The organism is Rhizobium sp. CG5 (assembly GCF_023701945.1).
In the GTDB taxonomy this organism is placed as follows: Bacteria; Pseudomonadota; Alphaproteobacteria; order Rhizobiales; family Rhizobiaceae; genus Allorhizobium.
Genome location: NZ_JABAEF010000003.1, coordinates 170,796 through 190,103, shown reverse-complemented (window position 1 = coordinate 190,103; position 19,308 = coordinate 170,796). Strand labels below are relative to the sequence as shown.

Here is a 19,308-nt window from a genome sequence, read left to right as displayed (position 1 = left end):
GGTTTCCGCGACGGACCTGCGTTGAAACAAAGCCGTCAGGCGACGGCACTTGCTCCCGCCGAAAGCGCGGCGAGAGAACGGTTGATGGATTCCGCTGCATCGCGGCCCATGGCAACGGCAGAGACGGTGAGGTCCTGGCCGCCGGCCGCGCAGTCGCCGCCGGCCCAGACGCCGGCAATCGACGTGCGGCCCTCGGCGTCGACGGCGATCTTGTTGCCGTCAAGCTTCAGCGATTCGATGCCGGTGCCGTCGAGCTTCTGGCCGATGGCGACCAGAACCTGGTCGGTGGCAATCTCCATGACATGCCCGGTGCCCTTCATGATGCCGTTGTCGACATGGGTATATTCGAGCCTGATGCTGGAGACGTGGCCGCCGTGATGGTCGAGGTGTTTTGGCTGCAGCCAGTGGCGGATGACGACGCCCTTGGAGGTCGCCAGGTCCTGTTCGAAGTCGGAGGCGTTCATGTGCTCCTTGCCGCGGCGATAGCAGATCGTCACGTTTTCCGCGCCGAGCAGTTTTGCCTGGACGGCGGCATCGATGGCGGTCATGCCGCCGCCGATCACCACGACATTGCGGCCGACCGGAACGTCGGCCTTGTCCTTGGCCTCGCGCAGGTTGGAGATAAACTCGACCGCGTCGACGACACCGTTGACGTGGCTGCCCTCGGTATTGAGCATGTTGACATTGCCAAGGCCGATGCCGAGGAACACCGCGTCGAATTTGGCCTGCAGCTCATGGAGCGTGAAATCGCGGCCGAGCATCTGGCCGGCCAGCACGTCGATGCGGCCGATCGACAGGATGTAATCCACTTCGGTCTGGGCGAAATCGCCGGTCGTCTTGTAGGCAGCGATGCCGTATTCGTTGAGGCCGCCGGCCTTTTCGCGGGTGTCGAAGATCGTCACCTGATGGCCGTTCATCGCCAGGCGATGGGCGCAGGCAAGGCCGGCCGGACCGGCGCCGACCACGGCGACCGTCTGGCCGGTGGGGGCGGCTGGCGTGTAGAACTGCCGGTTCTGTTCGATGGCGATGTCGGTGGCGTAGCGCTGCAGCCGGCCGATCTCGACCGGGCGCTCTTCGGCCGTGTTGCGCACGCAGGCCTCTTCGCAGAGCGTTTCGGTGGGACAGACGCGGGCGCACATGCCGCCAAGAATGTTCTGGTCGAAAATCGTCTTGGCCGAGCCGAGCGGATTGCCTGTCGATATCTGCCGGATGAACAGCGGGATATCGATGGAGGTGGGACAGGCCGTCATGCAGGGCGCATCATGGCAGAAATAACAGCGGTCGGACGCCACCAGCGCCTCGTGGTCGCCAAGGCGCGGGTGCAGATCGGAAAAGTTCTTTGCGTATTGGGCAGCGTCCAGCCGCCCGGCCTTCAGGCCCGGTTCCAGTCTTCGCATCGCAGTTCCCTCTTTTTTATAACGCGATTGCAGCAAAGGTAACTCAGCTTAAAAAATTTATCAAACGGTAAAATTTCAGAAATCGCAGACGCAAACTCCCGGCGGCACAAGGCTTCAGCCGTCGAGCAGGGCCTGTTCCCGCTGCCGATAGGTGCTTGGGGACTGGCCGGTATGGCGGGAAAAGAATCGGCTGAAATAGGCATGGTCGTCGAAGCCAAGACCGGTGGCGATCTGCTGGATGGAGATCGAGGTGAAGACCAGGTCGCGCTTGGCCTCGGAGACGATGCGCTCGGCAATCAGCCGGCTGACCGGCTTGCCGGTCAGGGAATGGGTGATGCGGTTGAGATGGGTTACCGACATGCCGAGGCGACGGGCATAGGTCTCGACGGGAAGGTGGGCGCGAAAACCGTCGCCGATCAGCGCGGTCAATCGCTCGAAGCGCTGCTGGTCGCGGTCGTGCTGTTGCGCCGGCACCGCTCCGGCGAGACGATGGGCCATGAGCAGGGCGGTGGCAAACATCGCCTCGAGAAGGGCGGCCGAGCCTGGCGCATCCTGAAGGATCTCCCGTTCGGCGCGGTCGAGGATGTCGCCCAGGAAAACCGCGTCGCCATGGTCGGCGGCGAGCGTCAGAAGACGCGGCTGCGATAGCCATTCGCCAAGGCCGGCATGGGCCGGCAGGCGCGCCGGAAAGCGTTTCGACATCAGGGTCATGATCGCCCCGTCGATCGTCCTGGAAAACCGAAAGCCGTGATCATGCTGTTCGGGCACGACGATCACCGCCGGCGCCGTGAACGGCTGCCACTGGCCGCCCAGCAGGGCCTGGCCGTCGCCATGCCGGATGTGCAGAATTTGAAAAAGATACTCATGGCGATGCGGTTTGATTTCCCAGTCGTGCAAACGGCTGCGGCTGGCGATCGACTCCGCATGGACCCAGAATTCGGGCTTCTGGGACAATTCCTCGCCATAGAGATTGTAGGTGGGTACCGGTTTGTTCATGGCGTGCGCAGGCCTGCATGTTCGAATTGTCCAATAAATTGCCGGAATTTTCCATTGCCGGCAAGGGGCCCCGGTTTATCATTCGGCAAGAAATGAGGGAGGAGACTTCATGCGTACCCAGGTTGCCATCATCGGCTCCGGGCCTTCGGGCCTGTTGCTCGGCCAATTGCTCAGCAAGGCCGGCATCGACAATATCATCGTCGACCGGGTCGACCGCGACTATATTCTCGGGCGGATCCGGGCGGGCGTCCTGGAATCCGGCGCCGTGCAGATGCTCAGCAAGGCCGGTGCCGGCGAGCGCATGCACAAGGAGGGCCTGATCCATGACGGGTTCGACCTGTCCTTTGCCGGGCGCCGCCATCGCATCCATCTCAAAGACCTGACCGGCACGTCGGTGATGGTCTATGGCCAGACGGAACTGACGCGCGACCTGATGGATCATCGCGAGGCGACCGGCGGGCTGACGGTCTACAATGCCGAGGACGTGACGCCCCATGATTTTGACGGCGCCCACCCGTATGTCACCTACAAGAAAGACGGCGTGACCCACCGCATCGACTGCGATTTCATCGCCGGCTGCGACGGCTATCACGGCGTGTGCCGCGCCTCGGTGCAGGACAAGGGCATCCAGTCCTTCGAAAAGGTCTATCCGTTCGGCTGGCTCGGCATCCTCGCCGACGTGCCGCCGGTGCATCACGAGTTGATCTACGCCAACCATGCGAGAGGCTTCGCGCTCTGTTCGCAGCGTTCGCATACCCGGTCGCGCTATTATGTCCAGGTGCCTTTGACCGACAAGGTCGAACAATGGTCGGACGACGCGTTCTGGGACGAGCTGCGCCGCCGCGTGCCCGACGATGTGGCGCAGGCGCTGGTGACCGGCCCGTCGATCGAGAAGTCGATCGCGCCGCTGCGCTCCTTCGTTGCCGAACCGCTACGCTTCGGCGCCCTGTTCCTGGTCGGCGATGCCGGCCATATCGTGCCGCCGACCGGCGCCAAGGGGCTCAATCTGGCCGCCTCCGACGTGCATTACCTGTTCGAGGGCCTGCGCGAGCATTACGGCGAAAAGTCCATGGCTGGCATCGACGCCTATTCGGGCCGCGCGTTGAAGCGCATCTGGAAGGCCGAGCGCTTCTCCTGGTCGATGACCATGCTGCTGCACCGGTTTCCGGCGGATGGCGAGTTCGGCCAGAAGGTGCAGGAGGCGGAACTCGACTATCTCTCGTCCTCCCATGCGGCCCAGACGGCGATGGCCGAAAACTATGTGGGACTGCCTTATTAGGCGGGCCATTCTCCCGGCCATCGGCGGCCGGGCGGGGACAAGGCCTTCACGGTTCCAGGACGGATAGTCCCAGGCTGTGCTTGACGGTTTTCAGGGCGATCAGGCTCTTGTACTTTCGCACAAGGGCCTGCTGCTCGCTCATCAGTCGCTCGATGAAGGCGTTGTATTCGTCCAGATTGCGGACAGCGACCAGCAGGACATAGTCCATGTCGCCGGTGACATACCAGCATGACTGCACCTCAGGCGCACGGTCCAGCCAGCGCTGGAATTGCTCCAGCGTGTGTCGGTGTTCGTTCTGGATTTCAAGCTCGACCAGAACCGACAAGGTGCGATCGACGGCTTTCGGACTGACCACCGCGACGATCTTCTGGATGATGCCATCCTGCTTCAGTCGGCCGATCCGCCGCTCGACGGCCGAGGTCGACAGATTGACCGCGTCGGCAATCGTCTTGCCGGGAATGTCGGCATTGTCCTGCAGCATGGCCAGAATGGTGCGATCGATAGTGTCCACGGCGTTTGATCCCGACTGTAAGCGGAAAATCCTTGCAGATTTTCAGAGTTGCGCGGTTTCTCCGCGTCGAAAATTCATACCATCTGCCCATGACAAAACAAGCACCGCTTTCCGCCGTCCATATCGACGATGCCCGCACGAAGATCGATCCGGTTTTCCTGAACAGCAAACTCCTGCGTAGCGATCGGCTCGGGCTGTCGCTGTTTGCCAAGGACGAAACCGACAATCCGATCCGCAGCTTCAAGGGCCGCGGAACGGGGTATTTTCTCGCCGATCCCACGGGCGACACGGCGCCCTTGGTCACGGCATCGGCCGGCAATTTCGGCCAGGGGCTTGCCTATAATGCGGCGCGGCACGGGCGATCGCTGGTGGTCTTTGCCAGCGTCAACGCCAATCGCCTGAAGATCGAAGCCATGCGCCGGTTCGGGGCGGAGGTCCTGCTCGCCGGAGAGGATTTTGACGCCGCGAAGGACGCCGCCCGAGCCTATGCCGCCCAACGGAGTCTTCCGTTCGTCGAGGATGGTGCAAGTGCCGCCATTGCGGAAGGGGCGGGAACGATCGCGGCGGAGTTGACCGACGAGGTCGACGATATCGATGCGGTCTTCATTCCGCTTGGCAACGGCGCGCTGGCGGCCGGGATCGGCTGCTGGTTCAAATCGCGGTCGCCGCGAACACGGGTCGTGGCCGTCGCCGCAAAGGGTGCGCCGTGCATGGCGCTGTCCTTTGCGTCGGGTCAGGTGATCTCGACGCCTGAGGCGCGCACGATCGCCGATGGCATTGCGGTGCGCATTCCGGTCCCGTCGGCCGTCGACTGGCTTCAGGATACCATCGACGAGGTCGTTCTGGTCGATGACGATCAGATCCTGGAGGCCATGCGCTTTGCGCAGGACACCTGGTCGCGTCTCGTCGAGCCCGCCGGGGCGGCGGGGCTTGCCGCTGTTCTGGCCCAGGCCTCCGCGCTCAAAGGTTGCCGCGTGGCGACGATGTTGTGCGGTGCCAACCTCACCGATCAACAGATCAGGGACTGGCTGCCCTCGGCCTTCAGGAATGGTGCCGGGACCTGATCGGCGGCCTGGGTAAACCGGCGGTTTTCTTTTGTCGTTTAATATGAGAAAAATAATCAGGTATATACTTTACTCAAAAACTCATGTTTTGTATGGTCCAGATCCAAAGGGCACGAGTCTGCAATCGGGCAGGGCTCGCCGCACCCTTGAGAGGGACGACATGGCCAAGAAAAAGCGCGCCGATCAGAAGAATGGCGGCAAGTCGGGTGGCGATGCCACGCCGGTCAAGAAGCCGGCGCTCGACGTCAAGAGCTTTCTCTATGTCGGCGGGCGCGATTGCCAGGTCGCCCATCTGCGCCAGATCGCCAGCAATTTCGGCGCCGAACTGATCCATCACGATGGCGGTTTGAGAGAAGCGGTGTCCCGCATCGATACGGTGCTGCCGTCGGTCGACTGCGTCTTCTGCCCCATCGACTGTATTAGCCACGATGCGTGTCTGCGGGTGAAGACCGGCTGCAAGAAGTTCGGCAAGACCTTCATCCCGTTGCGCAATGGCAGCAAGTCCAGTCTGGAGCGGGCGCTGCAGACCCTGAACGAGAGGAATGACGCACAATGACTGACGATGGTCTCGATCCGGCCCTGCTGATCGGCCTTCATAAACTGGCCGCCCAGAATGGCGACGGTCTGGCCGCGGAGCTTCTGGAGCGGCTGGCCGACCAGCAGGCCTGCCTGGCGGCATCCGCCGAGGTGATTGCGCTGCCGGGCCTGCACGAGCGTCCCGTGTCGCGCAACCAGCATCTGGCCGATGGCTGGCGGCCGTCTGGGCCGCGCGACACAGACAATGTCATCGCCTTTCCGGCTCCCAAATGGCAGCAGAACGCTGCCCGCAAGAAGGTCTGACGGGCATGGCCGACGACGACAACCGCATCGAGATTCTGCCGATCCTGCCGTCGCTGTCGATCGCGGAAAGCCGGGCTTTCTATAGCGATCAACTCGGCTTCGACGAGATCGTCTACGAGAGCGGCGACTACCTGATCGTGCGCCGGCAGTTCTGCGGCGCGCCGCTGGAGCTGCATTTCTGGCTGACCGACGACCCCTCGCTCTGCGAGCGCTCCGCGGTCTATCTGCGCGGCGGCGGCATCGACCGGTTGCATGCGGAGTTCACGGCGCGCGCCGTCAAATCCCTGTCGGAGATGGCTGTGCGGCCGTGGAACATGGAGGAATTCTATGTCTCCGACCCGCACGGCAATCTGCTGAAATTCGGCCGCGTGCCGCAATGAACGGGGTCTGACCGCGGCTGCTCAGCTGTCGCTGCGAAAGAAGGCGCCGGCGCCGGCCACCAGCCATCCCGCGATCATCAGCATGCCGCCGGTCGGGGCGGCCATGGGCAAGAGACCAAAGCCGAGGAATTGCTTGCTCGCCAGATCGCCGGCAAACAGGATGGCACCCAATCCCATCAACAGGGCGGCAGCGGTTGCCGTTCTGATCGAGCGGCGGCCGGCATGCAACGCCAGCAGAGCCGGCGCATGGGCCAGGCACATGGCCGATGCCGGCCCCAGCAGCGCGCCGCCCATATGGGTGGCGGCCGCCGCCATGGCAACGCCGGCAGCCCCGATCAGCCCGGCCAAGAGAACAACGACGCGAGGGGCCAGGCCGCTTGACGGCGTGCCGGAGGACATTGCGGAAGGCATGGGGGCTATTCCTTGTTCTGCATGTGTTTGGCCAACCGGACGACCGGATCCCAGATGATGTCGCGCAGCTTTTCGTTGTCGATCGTCTCCGCCATGGCGCGACTGAAGCACAGCAGCCATTCGTCATGCTCCTGCGGTCCGATCTCGGCCACCATATGGCGGCGGCGCAGCATGGGATGGCCGCGTTTCTGCATATAGATCGGCGGGCCGCCGAGATAGCCGGTCAGATAGTCGTAGAGTTTCTCTTCGCTGCCCGAGAGATCCGGTGGATGGATGGCGCGGCAGCGGGCGGCTTCGGGCAGCGTATCCATCAGCTCGTAGAAGCGCCGGGTCAGCGCGCGCACGGTCGGCTCGCCGCCGATGGCCTCGTAGAGAGTGATGGTGTCTTCGCTCAAGCCCGGGATCCTCGTCATCGCACGCTTTTCTTTTGCCGGTTTAGGCCGGCCCGTGCAACGGGTCGAAGCGGCACTGCGGCGATCGGGCACATATTTTGCGAGCAATATGGCCGGCGGAATTGTCCAGGCCAAAAAGTCGCCCGCCATCCGATGCCGGTCCAACCGGCGGGGCGACCGGTCTTGTGGCATCGGGCGACGGGCGTAGACGCGCGCGTGTCTATCGAGGCTTTCTCAGAGGCATTTTTCTTCCAGCACATACTTCAGCAGCCGTGCGGTATCAGCGGTGAACAGCGGTCCGTTCTCGTCAACGTCATTGCCCACCAGGTGATGGGAGTTGAGGCTGACCACGAGGTTGTCGCCCGAACCGCCGTCGATCTTGAAATTGGAGAACCAGGCGCCGCCGCTGTTGCCCTTGCGCATCGGATTGCCGCTGATGGTGACAATGCCGCCCAGCACCGAGGCCCATTCGCCATCGACGCTTTGCAGCACCTTGCCGTTGCCGTAATTGCGGGGATAGCCGACGGCGGTCAGCGGCTTGGTGGCTGGGATGCCAATCTGCAGGGTGAGGGGGGGCTTTTCGTCGTTCTTGTCGGTCAGGATGAAGGCATAGTCATAGGCATAGTTCTTCGCCGGCGCATGGTAGGCGTCGAAGATCGACATGCAGCGCCAGCCGACGGTCTGCGCCGACTTGCCGCTGGTATAGGCACGTTTAAAGGTGAAGTTGGTGTTCCAGGCGCCGGCCTTGATGTCATAGACGCAATGGGCGGCGGTCAGGATGATCTTGAGGTCGCCGACGAATTGCGCCGTGCAGCGATGGGTCTTGCCGTCCGCCTTCTTGAAGGCCAGCTTGCCGGTGCTCCAGTAGGGGCTGTTGGCGTCAGGATCGTTGACCGGTGCAGGCACGCCTTGCTGCAGGTTCTCGGTGTGGTCGCCGGGCTCGATTTCGAGCAGGCCGGGATTGAGCTCCCGGTAGCGCTGACGCATCAGCTCAAGTTCCTCCGGCGTGACGGTTTCGTCGAGCGGCTCGGCAGCCTCGATCTCTTCGAGGCTGAGCAGCGTCGATGTGCCGCTGTTCTCTATGCTGTCGATCTTCTCGTCGGCATGGGCCAGGACCGGCAGGCCGCCGAGCAGCACAGCAAGCACAAGCAGGGTGCCGCAGCCAGGTCGAGCTGTGGGCTGGGGGCGCGGCAGGGTGTCTCGGGATGTGATGTCCATTGTCATGACCTTTCTGGCATGGGCGCAGGAACGGGCTCCGCTCCGTCATGGGCGGCAGGCCGGCAACGCCACTGGTGAAGGGAAGGTGGGGCCGCCCGGTTGCGGATTTATCGGCCGCGACCGGGCGGTGCATCTGCCGCAATCGCCGGCTGTGGGGGCGGCGATCGAGGCAGAATCGTCAGTCGTGTCAGGTCGGCAGGAACTGGCCGTGGACCGGATCGTAGGTCAGATCCGCATCGGTGACGGCGCCGCCGAACTTGGCAATGGTCGGATTGCCAGCGATCTCGGTGATCACGGTCTGGCTGGTGAATTCGCTCTGCAACCAGATATAAAGGTTGATGAACGGCGTCATCTTGGCATGCTGGGTGGCCAGCACGGTCTGCGCCGAGATCGGCCGGCGGTCCTCCGGCTTGTTGTTGACCAGGGCGGTCTGCGCCAGGCCGAAGGTCAGCGAGTTGTACTTGTCGTAGGGCATCTTGTTGATGGCGGCATAGGTGCCGCCCGAGACCGGCAGGATGGCGTTGTTCTTCTGGTAGGGCCCGAACACGCTGGTCGTGGCCAGGTCATAATAGCCGCCGTCGAGCGCCGGACCCGGATCAACCTCCGTCAGCTTGTTGATCTTGGCGCCATCGACAACCTCGTCAGTGGAGGCATAGATCCAGTAGTTTTCCTCCCATTCGATGGTGGTCGAGGGGAACGGATCGACGTCCAGCCAGATCACGTTGGGACCGATCGTGCCGACCGGTTTGGCGATGGCAACGCGCTGTCCGGCATTCTTGATGTTGGTCAGGACATTGCCGGCGAAGCGCAGGGTAAGGGAATAAGTCGTCACGTTGGTGCTCCTTGCTGCTGGGTTTTTCTCAATGCTCCGCGACGGTATTTCGTCTCTAAAGCGTTCCTATTCGCACAACCGGGACAGCGATGATTTCAACCCTTGAATTGTGTCGGGTTTCAATCCGCAAGCGGCCGGCGCTGACCGGTCACGAGGGCCGAAAACCCCTGCGGACGGGGCCTGCGGCCCGGCCATGGAGGCGAGGACGCAACTCAAGAAAATATGCAGCTTTATGGGGTTTTTGGAATTGACAGCAACTTAATGGTGTGATCAAAAAGGAACGGTTGTGATACAGTTCATCACAGGGGATCGGCTTGGCTTGCCCGGTCGATCGTTGAAATTGTTCTCGGTTGTCTGGAAAATTGGCGCGATGAATCCATGAGAATTGGCTATGCACGCGTGTCGACATCCGACCAGAACCTGGATCTGCAGTTGCAGGCGCTGACGGCCGCCGGATGCGAGCGGATCTTCTCCGACCAAGGACTTTCGGGCGCCTCGCGTGCCCGGCCCGGACTGATACAGTCCTTCGACCAGCTCGGCGCCGGCGATACCCTGGTCGTATGGCGGCTCGACCGCCTCGGCCGCTCGCTGTCGCATCTGATCGACGTGGTGGCCGAGCTTGGCCGGCGCAATATCGGGCTTTATTCGATCAACGAGGCAATCGACACCGCCTCGGCCGGCGGCATCCTGATCTTCCACATCATGGGGGCTTTGGCCGAGTTCGAACGCACGCTGATCTCCGAGCGCACCCGCGCCGGCATGTCGGCCGCCAAGGCGCGCGGCAGCCTGATCGGCCGGCCCGTCAAGCTGCCGGCCGCCGCGATGGACGACGCCCTCCATGCCATTCGCGTCGATGGCCGGACGGTGACGGCGGCGGCGGCTGAATTCGGCGTCAGCCGCGCCACGCTCTACCGCGCCATGCGGCGCAGAACACCCGACACGGGCACGGCGGTGCGGGTGTAGACTGTGCCTTTGTGCCCTGCCGTCTGGATGGTCAGGCGCTCAGGGCCATCGCGGCCGGGCCGTCTGCGCGGGACGGTGCCTCGGCCTTTGGGAGAAGCTCCACGACGCTGGTCCAGAGGTGGTAGAGGGAGCTTGCCGGGATGGTCTTGGCGACGGAGTTCCCCTCAAGGTCGAAACGATCATGCCAGCAGCCGGCGGGCGCATCCTTGAGATAGGAGCCAAACAGCGCGGCGGCAACGGTTTCCGCCTGCTGCAGGTCTTCTTCCTTGCCATGCGCTCGGTGCTGCACCAAAAACGCCTTCAGCAACTCGGTCTGCGGCCACAGACGGCGATGCTTCGCCGTCGATGCGCCGCCGACCGTGGCGCCGTCGAGAAGGAACGCTGAACCCTCGAGCCGCCCGAGCGCCAGCGCTTTGGACAGCAAGGCGGCGCAAAGGGTGTCATCGCCCTGTCCGGTCAGAGCCTCATGCCGCCGGACCAGCCATACCCATTCGCACATATGCCCCGGCTCCAGCGTATCGGACTGATAGCGATCGGAAAGCTCCCAGCGTGGACCGAACAATTCGCGCAGCAGGCCTTTGCGGGCGTCGAAAAAATGGTCGCCGAGCAGGGCGAACAGTTTTGCTTCCAGCGGAGGGTATTGCGGGTCACTGTCCGTTTCGCACAGGGCCAGACTGGCTTCCAGAAAATGCATGTGCGGATTTTGCCGCCGCGGCAAGGTGCCGGCGCTGTCTTCCGCCCAGCCGCCGAAGGGATCGCCGAGCGTCTGGTCGATCGCGGCGATCAGCAGCTTGATGTGTCGCCGATAGACGGGCTTGCCGGTGGCTTTCGCCAGCCAGGCGAGCGCCAGCAGGACGCAGGCACTGTCATAGAGGTCGCGCTCGGGATCGGTGACCTCGTCGCTGAAGCGGTCGAAGGTCCGCGCATATCCCGGTCTCGTGCCGGAAATCCAGGCGACGCGATGCAGATTGGCGAAGGCGCGTTCGGCCTTTTCGAGGGCACCGGCTGGCGCCACATTGAGCGCGCTGGCATGGGCATAGACATAGATCAGCCGCGCCGCCGTTCGCGTGCGGACGATGCCTGTCGCCTCCGCAGATCCATCGAGTTGCAGCGCCTCCATGAAATGGCCACGCTGTTCGTCATAGGCGGACATCGCCCATTTGGGCAGCGCTTCATCGATGAAATAGCGCGTCAGTCGGTCCAGTTCCATGCGGGTCTCCTGTCAATGGTCAGTGAAGCGCGGCGCTTTGTCCGTGGGATGCGGGCCGATTGGTGCGAGCCGGACATGTGCGGGCGAGGGGGCGGCGGGTTTTGCCCGTGCGAGGGACAGGTCGAGCGCTCGGCCACAGCCGAGGCAGACGAATTCAGGCACTTAAAGCCAGAATTCGTTCCCAAAATCATATTGCCGTCTTATTGTCAGGAATATTTGTGATATTAATGAGGCAGGATTGTAATTTTCAAGCCAAAAAAATGAAATCAAAATGATCAATTGGAACAATTATACGTTCATTTGAATCGATAATACGTGTTGTCTGTGTGTTTTTATTTTAATTATGGAACTTTTATATATTTGAAACGTTTCGACATTCGTCGGCAATTCTAAACTCCGGCTTGCTTCAATCTTGTCTTGCACGAAGGGTACACCGGAATGAGCGCATTCAAACGTCTGGCCATCATCGGCAATTCTCTACCGCGCCGTTGCGGGATCGCCACCTTCAGCAGCGATCTGCACCGGGCGATGACGCAATCCTTCGAGAGCATCGAAACCTCGATGGTGGCGATGACCGACAAGGGACGCACCTATCTCTATCCGCCGCAGGTGATTGCCGAAATCCACGAAGAGGTGGTGACGGACTATATCGCGGCGGCTGATCAGCTGAATGCCGGCGGCTATGATCTGGTGTCGCTACAGCACGAATTCGGGATTTTCGGCGGCGAGGCCGGCGGCCATATCCTGACCCTGCTGTCGCGCCTGCGGATGCCCGTCGTCACCACGCTGCACACCGTGCTGTCGGAACCAAGCCCGGCGCAAAGGGCTGTTCTCCAGCAAATTATTGCCACGTCGGCACGCATCGTGGTCATGGCGGAAAAGGGTCGTGAATTGTTGCAGACCGTCTATGGCGCGCCGGCCGCCAAGATCGACGTCATTGCCCATGGCATTCCCGAAGTGGCCTTTGCCGAGCCGGACCAGGCCAAGGCCAAGCTCGGCTTTGCCGACAAATCGGTGATCCTGACCTTTGGCCTGCTGTCACCGAACAAGGGCATCGAGGTGATGATCGACGCCATGCCGCAGATCCTCAAGACCTGCCCGGATGCGGTCTATGTCGTTCTGGGTGCCACCCATCCCAACCTGTTGCGCGATAAGGGCGAAGCCTATCGCGACAGCCTGAAGGCGCGCGCCGAAGCGCTGGGCGTCGGGGCCAAGGTGGTGTTTCTCGACCAGTTCGTCGACCTGCCGAAACTTCTCGATTTCATCGGGATGTGCGACGTCTACGTCACGCCTTATCTCGATGAAGCGCAGATGACGTCCGGTACGCTCGCCTACAGTTTCGGGCTTGGCAAGGCCGTGGTGTCGACGCCCTATTGGCATGCCCGCGAATTGCTGGCCGATGGTCGCGGTTGCCTGGTGCCGTTCAATGCCCCGGTCGAGACCGGCCAGGCAATCGCCGAGCTTTTGGGCGATGCACCGCGCCGTCTGGCGATGCGCGAACGGGCCTATGCCGACAGCCGCTCGATGACCTGGGAACACACGGCTGAAAAATACCTTTCAACCTTCAACGCGGCCCGGCGCAGCCAACCGCTGCGTCTGGTGGCGCCCGGCGGGCAGGGCGGGTTGCCGGCGATCGGCGGCGGACCGGGCATCAATTTCGGCCATCTGCTGGCAATGTGCGACGATACCGGCATCTACCAGCACGCCGTGCACTCGGTGCCTGACCGATCGCACGGCTATTGTGTCGATGACAATGCGCGGGCGCTGATTCTTGCCTGTGGACTGGTGGCGGCCGGCGAAAAGACGATACCCGACCCGCTGGTGGCCGGGTTTTCCGCCTTCGTGCAGCATGCCTGGAACCCGGATACCGGGCGATTTCGCAATTTCATGAGTTTCAGCCGCAACTGGCTTGAAGATACCGGCTCGGAAGACAGCCACGGCCGCACGCTCTGGTCACTGGGCATTGCCGCCTCCACCGACGTGGACCTGTCGCGCCGCCGCTGGGCGCAGGGGCTGTTTCCAAAAGCGATGGAGGCGGTCGAGGGCTTCGCCTCGCCGCGGGCCTGGGCGTTCACGCTGTTGGGCCTTGATGGCTATTGCAGCAGCAAGCCGGAGGATCGCAGGGCGGCGCGCCTGCGTATCGTGCTGGCCGAGCGATTGATGGCGCTGCTGGCGTCGGTCGAGACGCCGCAATGGCTCTGGTTCGAAGAGGGGCTTTCCTATGACAATGCCCGGCTGCCGCAGGCCTTGATCCTGACCGGCGTTGCAACGCTTGCGCCGCAATATGTCGAAGCCGGCATCCGCACGCTTGAGTGGCTGATGACCAAGCAGACCGCACCGCGCGGCCATTTCCGCCCCATCGGCACGGAGGGTTTCTTCGAGCAGCGCAAACCGCCGCGGCTGTTCGATCAGCAGCCGGTCGAAGCGACGGCCACCATCTCGGCCTGCATCGCCGCATGGCGGGTGACGGGCGATAGCAATTGGCGCGACACGGCCCTCCGGGTGTTCACCTGGTTTTCCGGCAATAACGATCTTGGCGTGCCGCTCATCGACGACGAGACCGGCGGCTGCCTCGACGGTCTGCATGCCGACCGGGCCAACCAGAACCGCGGCGGCGAATCCGTCGTCTGCCTGCTGATCAGCAGCGTCGAAATCCGCCAGCTGTCACGAAACCGCGACAGCCATCCGGGCCTCCTGCAGCGGCGCGCCTGAGCGCGCCGCCTTCCTTCCGCCAGTAAAGAAACCTCGAGGCAATTTTGTCCCATTCCGCATTCGTCAATCGCCAGGCCCTCTACCTCCGTCCCGATCCAGCACGAGTCATCGTGCGCCCCTTCAAGCCGGCAACCGAAGCCCGCGACCTGAAGCCGACCGACAAGACGCGGGCCAACCATATCGTCGACCGGGTGCTGGCGCTGGACGACGTGACGGCGGCAAGACTGCTGACCGACATTCTCGAGAACTTCGAGGGGCGGCACCGCAACCTGTTGCGCAAATTCGAGCTTCGCGCCGATTCCATGGAAGACGCGCTGGTGGGACATGAGCCCTTCTCCCAGAAGCAGCGGCAACTGGTCGGTGCCTATTTCATGAACGAATATTCGTTCGAGGCGGCTGCCCTCTTCAACCCGAGCATTGTCCTGCATCCCGACCAGTCGAGCGCCTCGCCGGGAGCGCAGCGCTTCATCCTCAGCCTTCGCGCCGTGGGGGAGGGACACATTTCCTCCCTGACCTTCCGATCGGGGGAAGTCACTGCCGATGGCGCGGTGCGGATCGATCCGCCGGTACGGCTTGCCTCGCCGCCGGAAATCGTCAGCTCGTCCGCCTCGGCTTATGGCGATGCGATCCGGCTGAATTTCAGCGCGGACAGCGACTTGAGCGAACGGGTGATCTTTCCGGTCACGCCCTCCCAGTCGAACGGCATCGAGGATGCCCGCTTCGTCGCGTTTGTCGATGAGGGTGTTACCACCTATTACGCGACCTACACCGCCTATAGCGGTCAGGCGATCCGTTCCGAACTGCTTGAGACCACGGATTTTGTCAGTTTCCGCATGACGCCGCTGAACGGCAGCGCGGCCCGCAACAAGGGCATGGCGCTGTTTCCGCGCAAGATCGGCGGCCAGTATGCGATGGTTGCCCGGCAGGACAACGAGAACCTCTATCTCATCTATTCCGACGATCTCTATCGCTGGGATGGTGGTGATATGCTGATGTCGCCGAAATTTCCCTGGGAATTCGTGCAGATCGGCAATTGCGGCGCGCCGATCGAGCTGGACGAAGGATGGTTGCTTTTGACCCATGGCGTCGGGCCGGTGCGGCGCTACTCGATCGGCGCGACCCTTCTCGACAAGGAGGATCCGACCAAGATCCTGGCCCGCTCCAGCGAACCGCTGCTGCGTCCGGAGGCTACCGAGCGTGAAGGTTATGTGCCGAATGTCGTCTATACCTGCGGCGCCATGCGCCACAAGGATATCATCATCCTGCCATACGCGATCTCCGACACCTATTCGAATTTCGCCACCATGAGCATCAAGGCGCTGCTGAAGGCGATGGGCTGAAGACGTCCTTGGCCGCTGGCGGGGAATGGTCTGCAGCAGCGGGCTGCTGCCAGTCCCGCCGCGGCACATTTGCCGGCGATCGCGGGCGATAGGCGGCTCTGTCTCAATTGAAACGTTACGCCTTGTCGTAGGTGAACGAGGTCAGCAGCGTCGTGACGAAATTGCTGGCCTTTTCCTTGACCAGAACCTCGGTCCACTCATTGGTGCCGCGCAGCATCAGCCCGGAATAGATGCTGTCGACGGCCGCCTCTTCAATGCGCTTGATATGGGCGTGAAAGGCGGCCTCGCCGCCCGACGTGTACATGTCGCGGATCACCATTCGCAGAATTTCCTGAATGGCGATCTGCCAGGCCGTATTGATTGCCTGAAGCTCGCTGGTCTGTTCCGTCATGGGATCTCCGGCGGGTGGGGCCCGCATGTCCGCCGCTGCAGGAGCATGGCAACCGGGCATAAAAAAAGGCCAGGCATATTGCCTGACCTCGCTTGGTAATTTGCCTTCGACAGTGCCGGTACATCCGTGGTCAAAGGAAAGCAGTTACCGATTATACGGCCTGCAGGTTGCAGGCAGACATCTTGCCCGACTTCTTGTCGCGCTCGAGGTCGAAGCTGAGCTTCTGACCTTCAACGATTTCGCGCATGCCGGCGCGCTCTACGGCCGAGATGTGAACGAAAGCGTCGTCGCCGCCGTTGTCAGGCTGGATGAAGCCGAAGCCCTTGGTGGAATTAAACCATTTAACTGTGCCAGTGGTCATGATGAACCCTTTCATAGCAGTAAGAGACGACCGCGGCACGAATGCTGCGGATGGTGATAACGATTTTTGAAAGGAAGGTTCGTTCAGGGCGCGGTGCCAATCGCGCGTTAACCAAAGCTCAGCAAGCAAATATCGACAACCCATACATAGAGGGTCCACAGGCCGGCGTCAACTTTTAGTTTTTCTTTTTCAAAGATCAACTTTCAAGCGGTTGATCGGTGCGAGCAATCGGCTGGTTGCAAGGCTTTATCGGTCACAGCGTGTCTTAAATACAACCGGTCGCGGTCAACAGGCTGCCCGACATTGTCAATATTTCGAGAAGGCCCATATAACGGGCCAAGCATGGTGCAAGGGTAGATCCCTGCCGCTGTTTTTAAGAATGTGCCAACAGTCTTTTTGTGGAATGTGACGTAATGACGAAGCGGAGAAAGACGTCAGTGGTCAGCACTGGGATCGCCGGACTTGACGAGATCGTGCGGGGCGGCCTGCCGGTGTCCAATCTCTATATGCTGCAGGGCGCTCCCGGCTCGGGCAAGACGACGGCGGCGCTGCAGTTCCTGCGGGCCGGTGTCGAGGCCGGCGAAAGCTGCATCTATGTCACGCTGTCGCAGACCGCTGCCGAACTCGAGGCGATTGCCCGGTCGCATGGCTGGACGCTCGATGGCATTCGCGTCGAAGAGCTGTCGACGTCGGGCACCGTCAACGAAGCCGATGACCAGAGCATATTCCTGACCACCGATCTGCGCCTCGACGAGACGCGCAAGGCCATCGAGGCGGCGATCGTGGAGCACAAGCCCCGCCGCCTTGTCTATGATTCCCTCCTGGAGATCCGCCTGATCACCGGTGACTCGCCCCGCTTCCGCCGCGAGCTGATCGGCTTCAAATCCTTCCTGGCCAAGCAGAATGTCGTGGCGTTGCTGCTCGATACACAGTCGGCCGGCTGTGACCGCAGCGGCGAGGAGGTCGAGGGGCTGGCCCATGGCGTGATCCGGTTTGACAAGTCGCTGGAGGACTATGGCGGCGTGCGCCGCCGCGTCGAGGTGTCGAAAATGCGCGGCGTGCCGGTTGCAGACGGCTATCACGACATGGCGATCCGCGAAGGCGAGGGGGTGGTGGTGTTTCCGCGCATCATGCCGAACACCGCGTCTGACAGCGGCAAGCCGCAGCTGATCAAATCGGGCGTTGCCGAACTGGACGATATGTTCGGGGGCGGCCAGGAGGCGGGCACGACGACCCTGGTGATCGGCCAGTCCGGCACCGGCAAATCGACCATGTCGTCGCTGTATGCAACGGCGGCGCTGGAGCGCGGCGAGAGTGTCGCGCTGTTTTTGTTCGAGGAACGGCTCGAAACCTTCTTCCGGCGCTCCGAGGGCCTCGGCATGGAGCTGCGGCAGTTTCATAAAGACGGCAAGCTGATCCTGCGCGACTTCAATCCCAACGAAATATCCCCCGGCGAATTCGGCAAGATCGTCCAGGAGGCCGTCACCGAGAACAAGGTGCGCGTCGTGGTGATCGACAGCCTGACCGGCTATCTGAACTCGCTGCCGCATCGCGAGAAGGCGGTGCGCGATATCCAGTCGCTGCTGAAGTATCTGGCGCGCTCCGGCGTGCTGACGATGCTGATCGTCGCCCAGCATGGGCTGATCGGCCAGAATGTCAGTCTCGATGTCGATGTCAGTTTTCTGGGCGATACGGTCCTGCTGCTGCGCATCGTCGAGCATGAGGGGCGCCTGCGGCGCAACATCACCGTGGTGAAGAAGCGCCATGGTCCGCATGACCTGAACATTCGCGAATTGCAGATCGAGAGCGGCAGCGTCAGCGTTGTCGCCTATAACCCTCTGCCGGACCCGAAATGAACGCGGTTGCGAGCGGCAGCGAGCTCGACTGGGTGCTGGTTGTTGCGCCCTTTCGCAAGGATGCCGACTATATCGCGGCGTTTCTGCGCGAGCAGGCTATCGAGGTCAGGACCGGCCGGCCGGCCGACGATCTGAATGAGCACTTGGCGCTCTCGCCGGGCATTATCGTCGTCTCGCACGAGGCGCTGAATGCGGATGTGGTGGCAAGGATTGCCGAACATCTGGCCACGCAGCCCGACTGGTCGGAAGTGCCGATCTTCGTGCTTCTGGAGCGTGCGGCGCCGATTTCCCGCATCCGCAGCCATCTGGCCGGCTGTTGGACCGGGTCGCGTCTGCTGTTCCACACCCGTCCGATCGCGCCGCTGGAACTCGTCAACGGCATCCAGTCCAATCTGCTGGTGCGGCTGCGCCAGCGCCAGGTGCGCGATTCCATTGAGCGCGAACGGGAACTGCGCCTGGAACTGAACCACCGCGTGAAAAACATCCTGGCCAGCGTCACCTCGATTTTCCAGATGACGCGGCGCGGCGCGGCGACGGTCGAGGATCTGGCGCACGATTTCACCGGTCGCCTGCAGGCCCTGTCCAATGTGCATACCGCCGTGTTCGAGGCGGGAGGCGAGGAGGTGCTGCTCTGCTCCGTCGTCGAGTTGACGGTATCTCCCTATTACAGCGATGGCGTGCGGCGCATTCATGTCGCCGGGCCGGATGTGACGGTGAACCGCCAGGGCGGCACGACGATCGCGCTCTGCCTGCACGAACTGATCACCAATGCCATCAAATACGGCGCGCTCTCCCATGCCGACGGACAGGTCGACATCCTCTGGGACGTTTCAGATGGTGATGATCCCGCGCTGTCGTTGACCTGGATCGAAAGGGGCGGTCCCGCCGTCCGCGAGCCGACGCGCCAGGGCTATGGCACACGCTATGTGCGCTCGGCGCTGGCGGGCCTGTTCGGCAAAAGTCCCGAGATCGTCTTTGCGCCATCCGGGTTTCGCTGCAGCGCCAGCGGCCCGCTGTCGCGTCTAGCGCCGTCCAGCCATGAGGCGTAGGGTCGCGCCGCCTGCCGATCGTTTGTACCGCCACAGCGGCGGCGCTGGCGGTGCAAACAAAGAGCCGTTTCCCGACGGATCATTCCAGCCACGCATGCGTTACACC

20 protein-coding genes are annotated in these 19,308 nt (G+C 62.3%); 10 read left to right on the top strand and 10 right to left on the bottom strand.

Going from position 1 to position 19,308, the window contains the following annotated elements:
* Positions 1-35: 35 nt before the first annotated feature.
* Together HGO38_RS06790 and HGO38_RS06785 are read right to left on the bottom strand one after the other, a co-directional pair.
* Positions 36-1,397 (bottom strand): NAD(P)-dependent oxidoreductase, encoded by a 1,362-nt coding sequence (locus HGO38_RS06790; protein ID WP_250955135.1) that lies wholly within the window; start codon positions 1,395-1,397, stop codon positions 36-38.
* 114 nt (positions 1,398-1,511) lie between these two features.
* Complete coding sequence (locus HGO38_RS06785) at positions 1,512-2,393, bottom strand: helix-turn-helix domain-containing protein (RefSeq protein WP_250955134.1); 882 nt, start codon at positions 2,391-2,393, stop codon at positions 1,512-1,514.
* Between the two features lie 109 nt (positions 2,394-2,502).
* Between HGO38_RS06785 and pobA the strand changes: the two genes are divergently transcribed.
* On the top strand, positions 2,503-3,672 hold the full coding sequence (gene pobA, locus HGO38_RS06780; protein ID WP_250955133.1) for a 4-hydroxybenzoate 3-monooxygenase: 1,170 nt from the start codon (positions 2,503-2,505) through the stop codon (positions 3,670-3,672).
* Positions 3,673-3,718: 46 nt separating this feature from the next.
* Here pobA and HGO38_RS31115 read toward each other — a convergent pair whose 3' ends face one another.
* The gene (locus HGO38_RS31115) at positions 3,719-4,183 is read right to left on the bottom strand and encodes an Lrp/AsnC family transcriptional regulator (protein ID WP_250955132.1); all 465 of its coding nucleotides are present in this window, start codon (positions 4,181-4,183) and stop codon (positions 3,719-3,721) included.
* A gap of 89 nt (positions 4,184-4,272) precedes the next feature.
* Here HGO38_RS31115 and HGO38_RS06770 point away from each other — a divergent pair, with 89 nt between their 5' ends.
* From HGO38_RS06770 to HGO38_RS06755, 4 genes are all read left to right on the top strand, one after another.
* On the top strand, positions 4,273-5,247 hold the full coding sequence (locus HGO38_RS06770) for a threonine ammonia-lyase (RefSeq protein ID WP_250955131.1): 975 nt from the start codon (positions 4,273-4,275) through the stop codon (positions 5,245-5,247).
* 160 nt (positions 5,248-5,407) lie between these two features.
* Positions 5,408-5,803: a DUF2325 domain-containing protein gene (locus HGO38_RS06765; protein WP_250955130.1), complete on the top strand. Its 396-nt coding sequence runs from the start codon at positions 5,408-5,410 to the stop codon at positions 5,801-5,803.
* Positions 5,800-6,087 (top strand): hypothetical protein, encoded by a 288-nt coding sequence (locus HGO38_RS06760; RefSeq protein ID WP_250955129.1) that lies wholly within the window; start codon positions 5,800-5,802, stop codon positions 6,085-6,087. The genes HGO38_RS06765 and HGO38_RS06760 overlap by 4 nt, the downstream gene beginning before the upstream one ends.
* A gap of 5 nt (positions 6,088-6,092) precedes the next feature.
* Complete coding sequence (locus HGO38_RS06755; protein WP_250955128.1) at positions 6,093-6,467, top strand: bleomycin resistance protein; 375 nt, start codon at positions 6,093-6,095, stop codon at positions 6,465-6,467.
* A gap of 21 nt (positions 6,468-6,488) precedes the next feature.
* On the opposite strand, the gene HGO38_RS06750 is transcribed toward HGO38_RS06755, so the two are convergent.
* The 4 genes from HGO38_RS06750 to HGO38_RS06735 form a co-directional block, all read right to left on the bottom strand.
* Positions 6,489-6,878, bottom strand: coding sequence for a DUF423 domain-containing protein (locus HGO38_RS06750; RefSeq protein WP_250955127.1), 390 nt, complete (start codon positions 6,876-6,878; stop codon positions 6,489-6,491).
* Between the two features lie 5 nt (positions 6,879-6,883).
* The gene (locus HGO38_RS06745; protein WP_250955359.1) at positions 6,884-7,273 is read right to left on the bottom strand and encodes a globin domain-containing protein; all 390 of its coding nucleotides are present in this window, start codon (positions 7,271-7,273) and stop codon (positions 6,884-6,886) included.
* Between the two features lie 231 nt (positions 7,274-7,504).
* Positions 7,505-8,488, bottom strand: coding sequence for a trypsin-like serine peptidase (locus HGO38_RS06740; RefSeq protein WP_250955126.1), 984 nt, complete (start codon positions 8,486-8,488; stop codon positions 7,505-7,507).
* A gap of 187 nt (positions 8,489-8,675) precedes the next feature.
* Entirely contained in the window at positions 8,676-9,320 is a 645-nt protein-coding gene (locus tag HGO38_RS06735) for a hypothetical protein (RefSeq protein WP_250955125.1), read from the bottom strand.
* A 378-nt stretch (positions 9,321-9,698) separates the two neighbouring features.
* Between HGO38_RS06735 and HGO38_RS06730 the strand changes: the two genes are divergently transcribed.
* Positions 9,699-10,283: a recombinase family protein gene (locus HGO38_RS06730; protein WP_250955124.1), complete on the top strand. Its 585-nt coding sequence runs from the start codon at positions 9,699-9,701 to the stop codon at positions 10,281-10,283.
* Positions 10,284-10,314: 31 nt separating this feature from the next.
* Here HGO38_RS06730 and HGO38_RS06725 read toward each other — a convergent pair whose 3' ends face one another.
* A complete protein-coding gene (locus HGO38_RS06725) occupies positions 10,315-11,493 on the bottom strand; it encodes an AGE family epimerase/isomerase (RefSeq protein ID WP_250955123.1) in 1,179 nt (392 codons plus the stop codon).
* A 438-nt stretch (positions 11,494-11,931) separates the two neighbouring features.
* Between HGO38_RS06725 and HGO38_RS06720 the strand changes: the two genes are divergently transcribed.
* Together HGO38_RS06720 and HGO38_RS06715 are read left to right on the top strand one after the other, a co-directional pair.
* Positions 11,932-14,205 (top strand): glycosyltransferase family 4 protein, encoded by a 2,274-nt coding sequence (locus HGO38_RS06720; RefSeq protein WP_250955122.1) that lies wholly within the window; start codon positions 11,932-11,934, stop codon positions 14,203-14,205.
* 44 nt (positions 14,206-14,249) lie between these two features.
* Positions 14,250-15,545, top strand: coding sequence for a glycoside hydrolase family 130 protein (locus tag HGO38_RS06715; protein ID WP_250955121.1), 1,296 nt, complete (start codon positions 14,250-14,252; stop codon positions 15,543-15,545).
* A gap of 115 nt (positions 15,546-15,660) precedes the next feature.
* Here HGO38_RS06715 and HGO38_RS06710 read toward each other — a convergent pair whose 3' ends face one another.
* Together HGO38_RS06710 and HGO38_RS06705 are read right to left on the bottom strand one after the other, a co-directional pair.
* Positions 15,661-15,936 (bottom strand): hypothetical protein, encoded by a 276-nt coding sequence (locus HGO38_RS06710; protein ID WP_250955120.1) that lies wholly within the window; start codon positions 15,934-15,936, stop codon positions 15,661-15,663.
* 151 nt (positions 15,937-16,087) lie between these two features.
* On the bottom strand, positions 16,088-16,297 hold the full coding sequence (locus HGO38_RS06705; protein ID WP_250955119.1) for a cold-shock protein: 210 nt from the start codon (positions 16,295-16,297) through the stop codon (positions 16,088-16,090).
* A gap of 413 nt (positions 16,298-16,710) precedes the next feature.
* On the opposite strand from HGO38_RS06705, the gene HGO38_RS06700 reads away from it, so the two are divergent.
* Complete coding sequence (locus HGO38_RS06700) at positions 16,711-18,153, top strand: DUF7125 family protein (protein ID WP_250955118.1); 1,443 nt, start codon at positions 16,711-16,713, stop codon at positions 18,151-18,153.
* Positions 18,150-19,202: a sensor histidine kinase gene (locus HGO38_RS06695; RefSeq protein WP_250955117.1), complete on the top strand. Its 1,053-nt coding sequence runs from the start codon at positions 18,150-18,152 to the stop codon at positions 19,200-19,202. Before HGO38_RS06700 ends, HGO38_RS06695 begins: the two co-directional genes overlap by 4 nt.
* Positions 19,203-19,308: the final 106 nt, after the last annotated feature.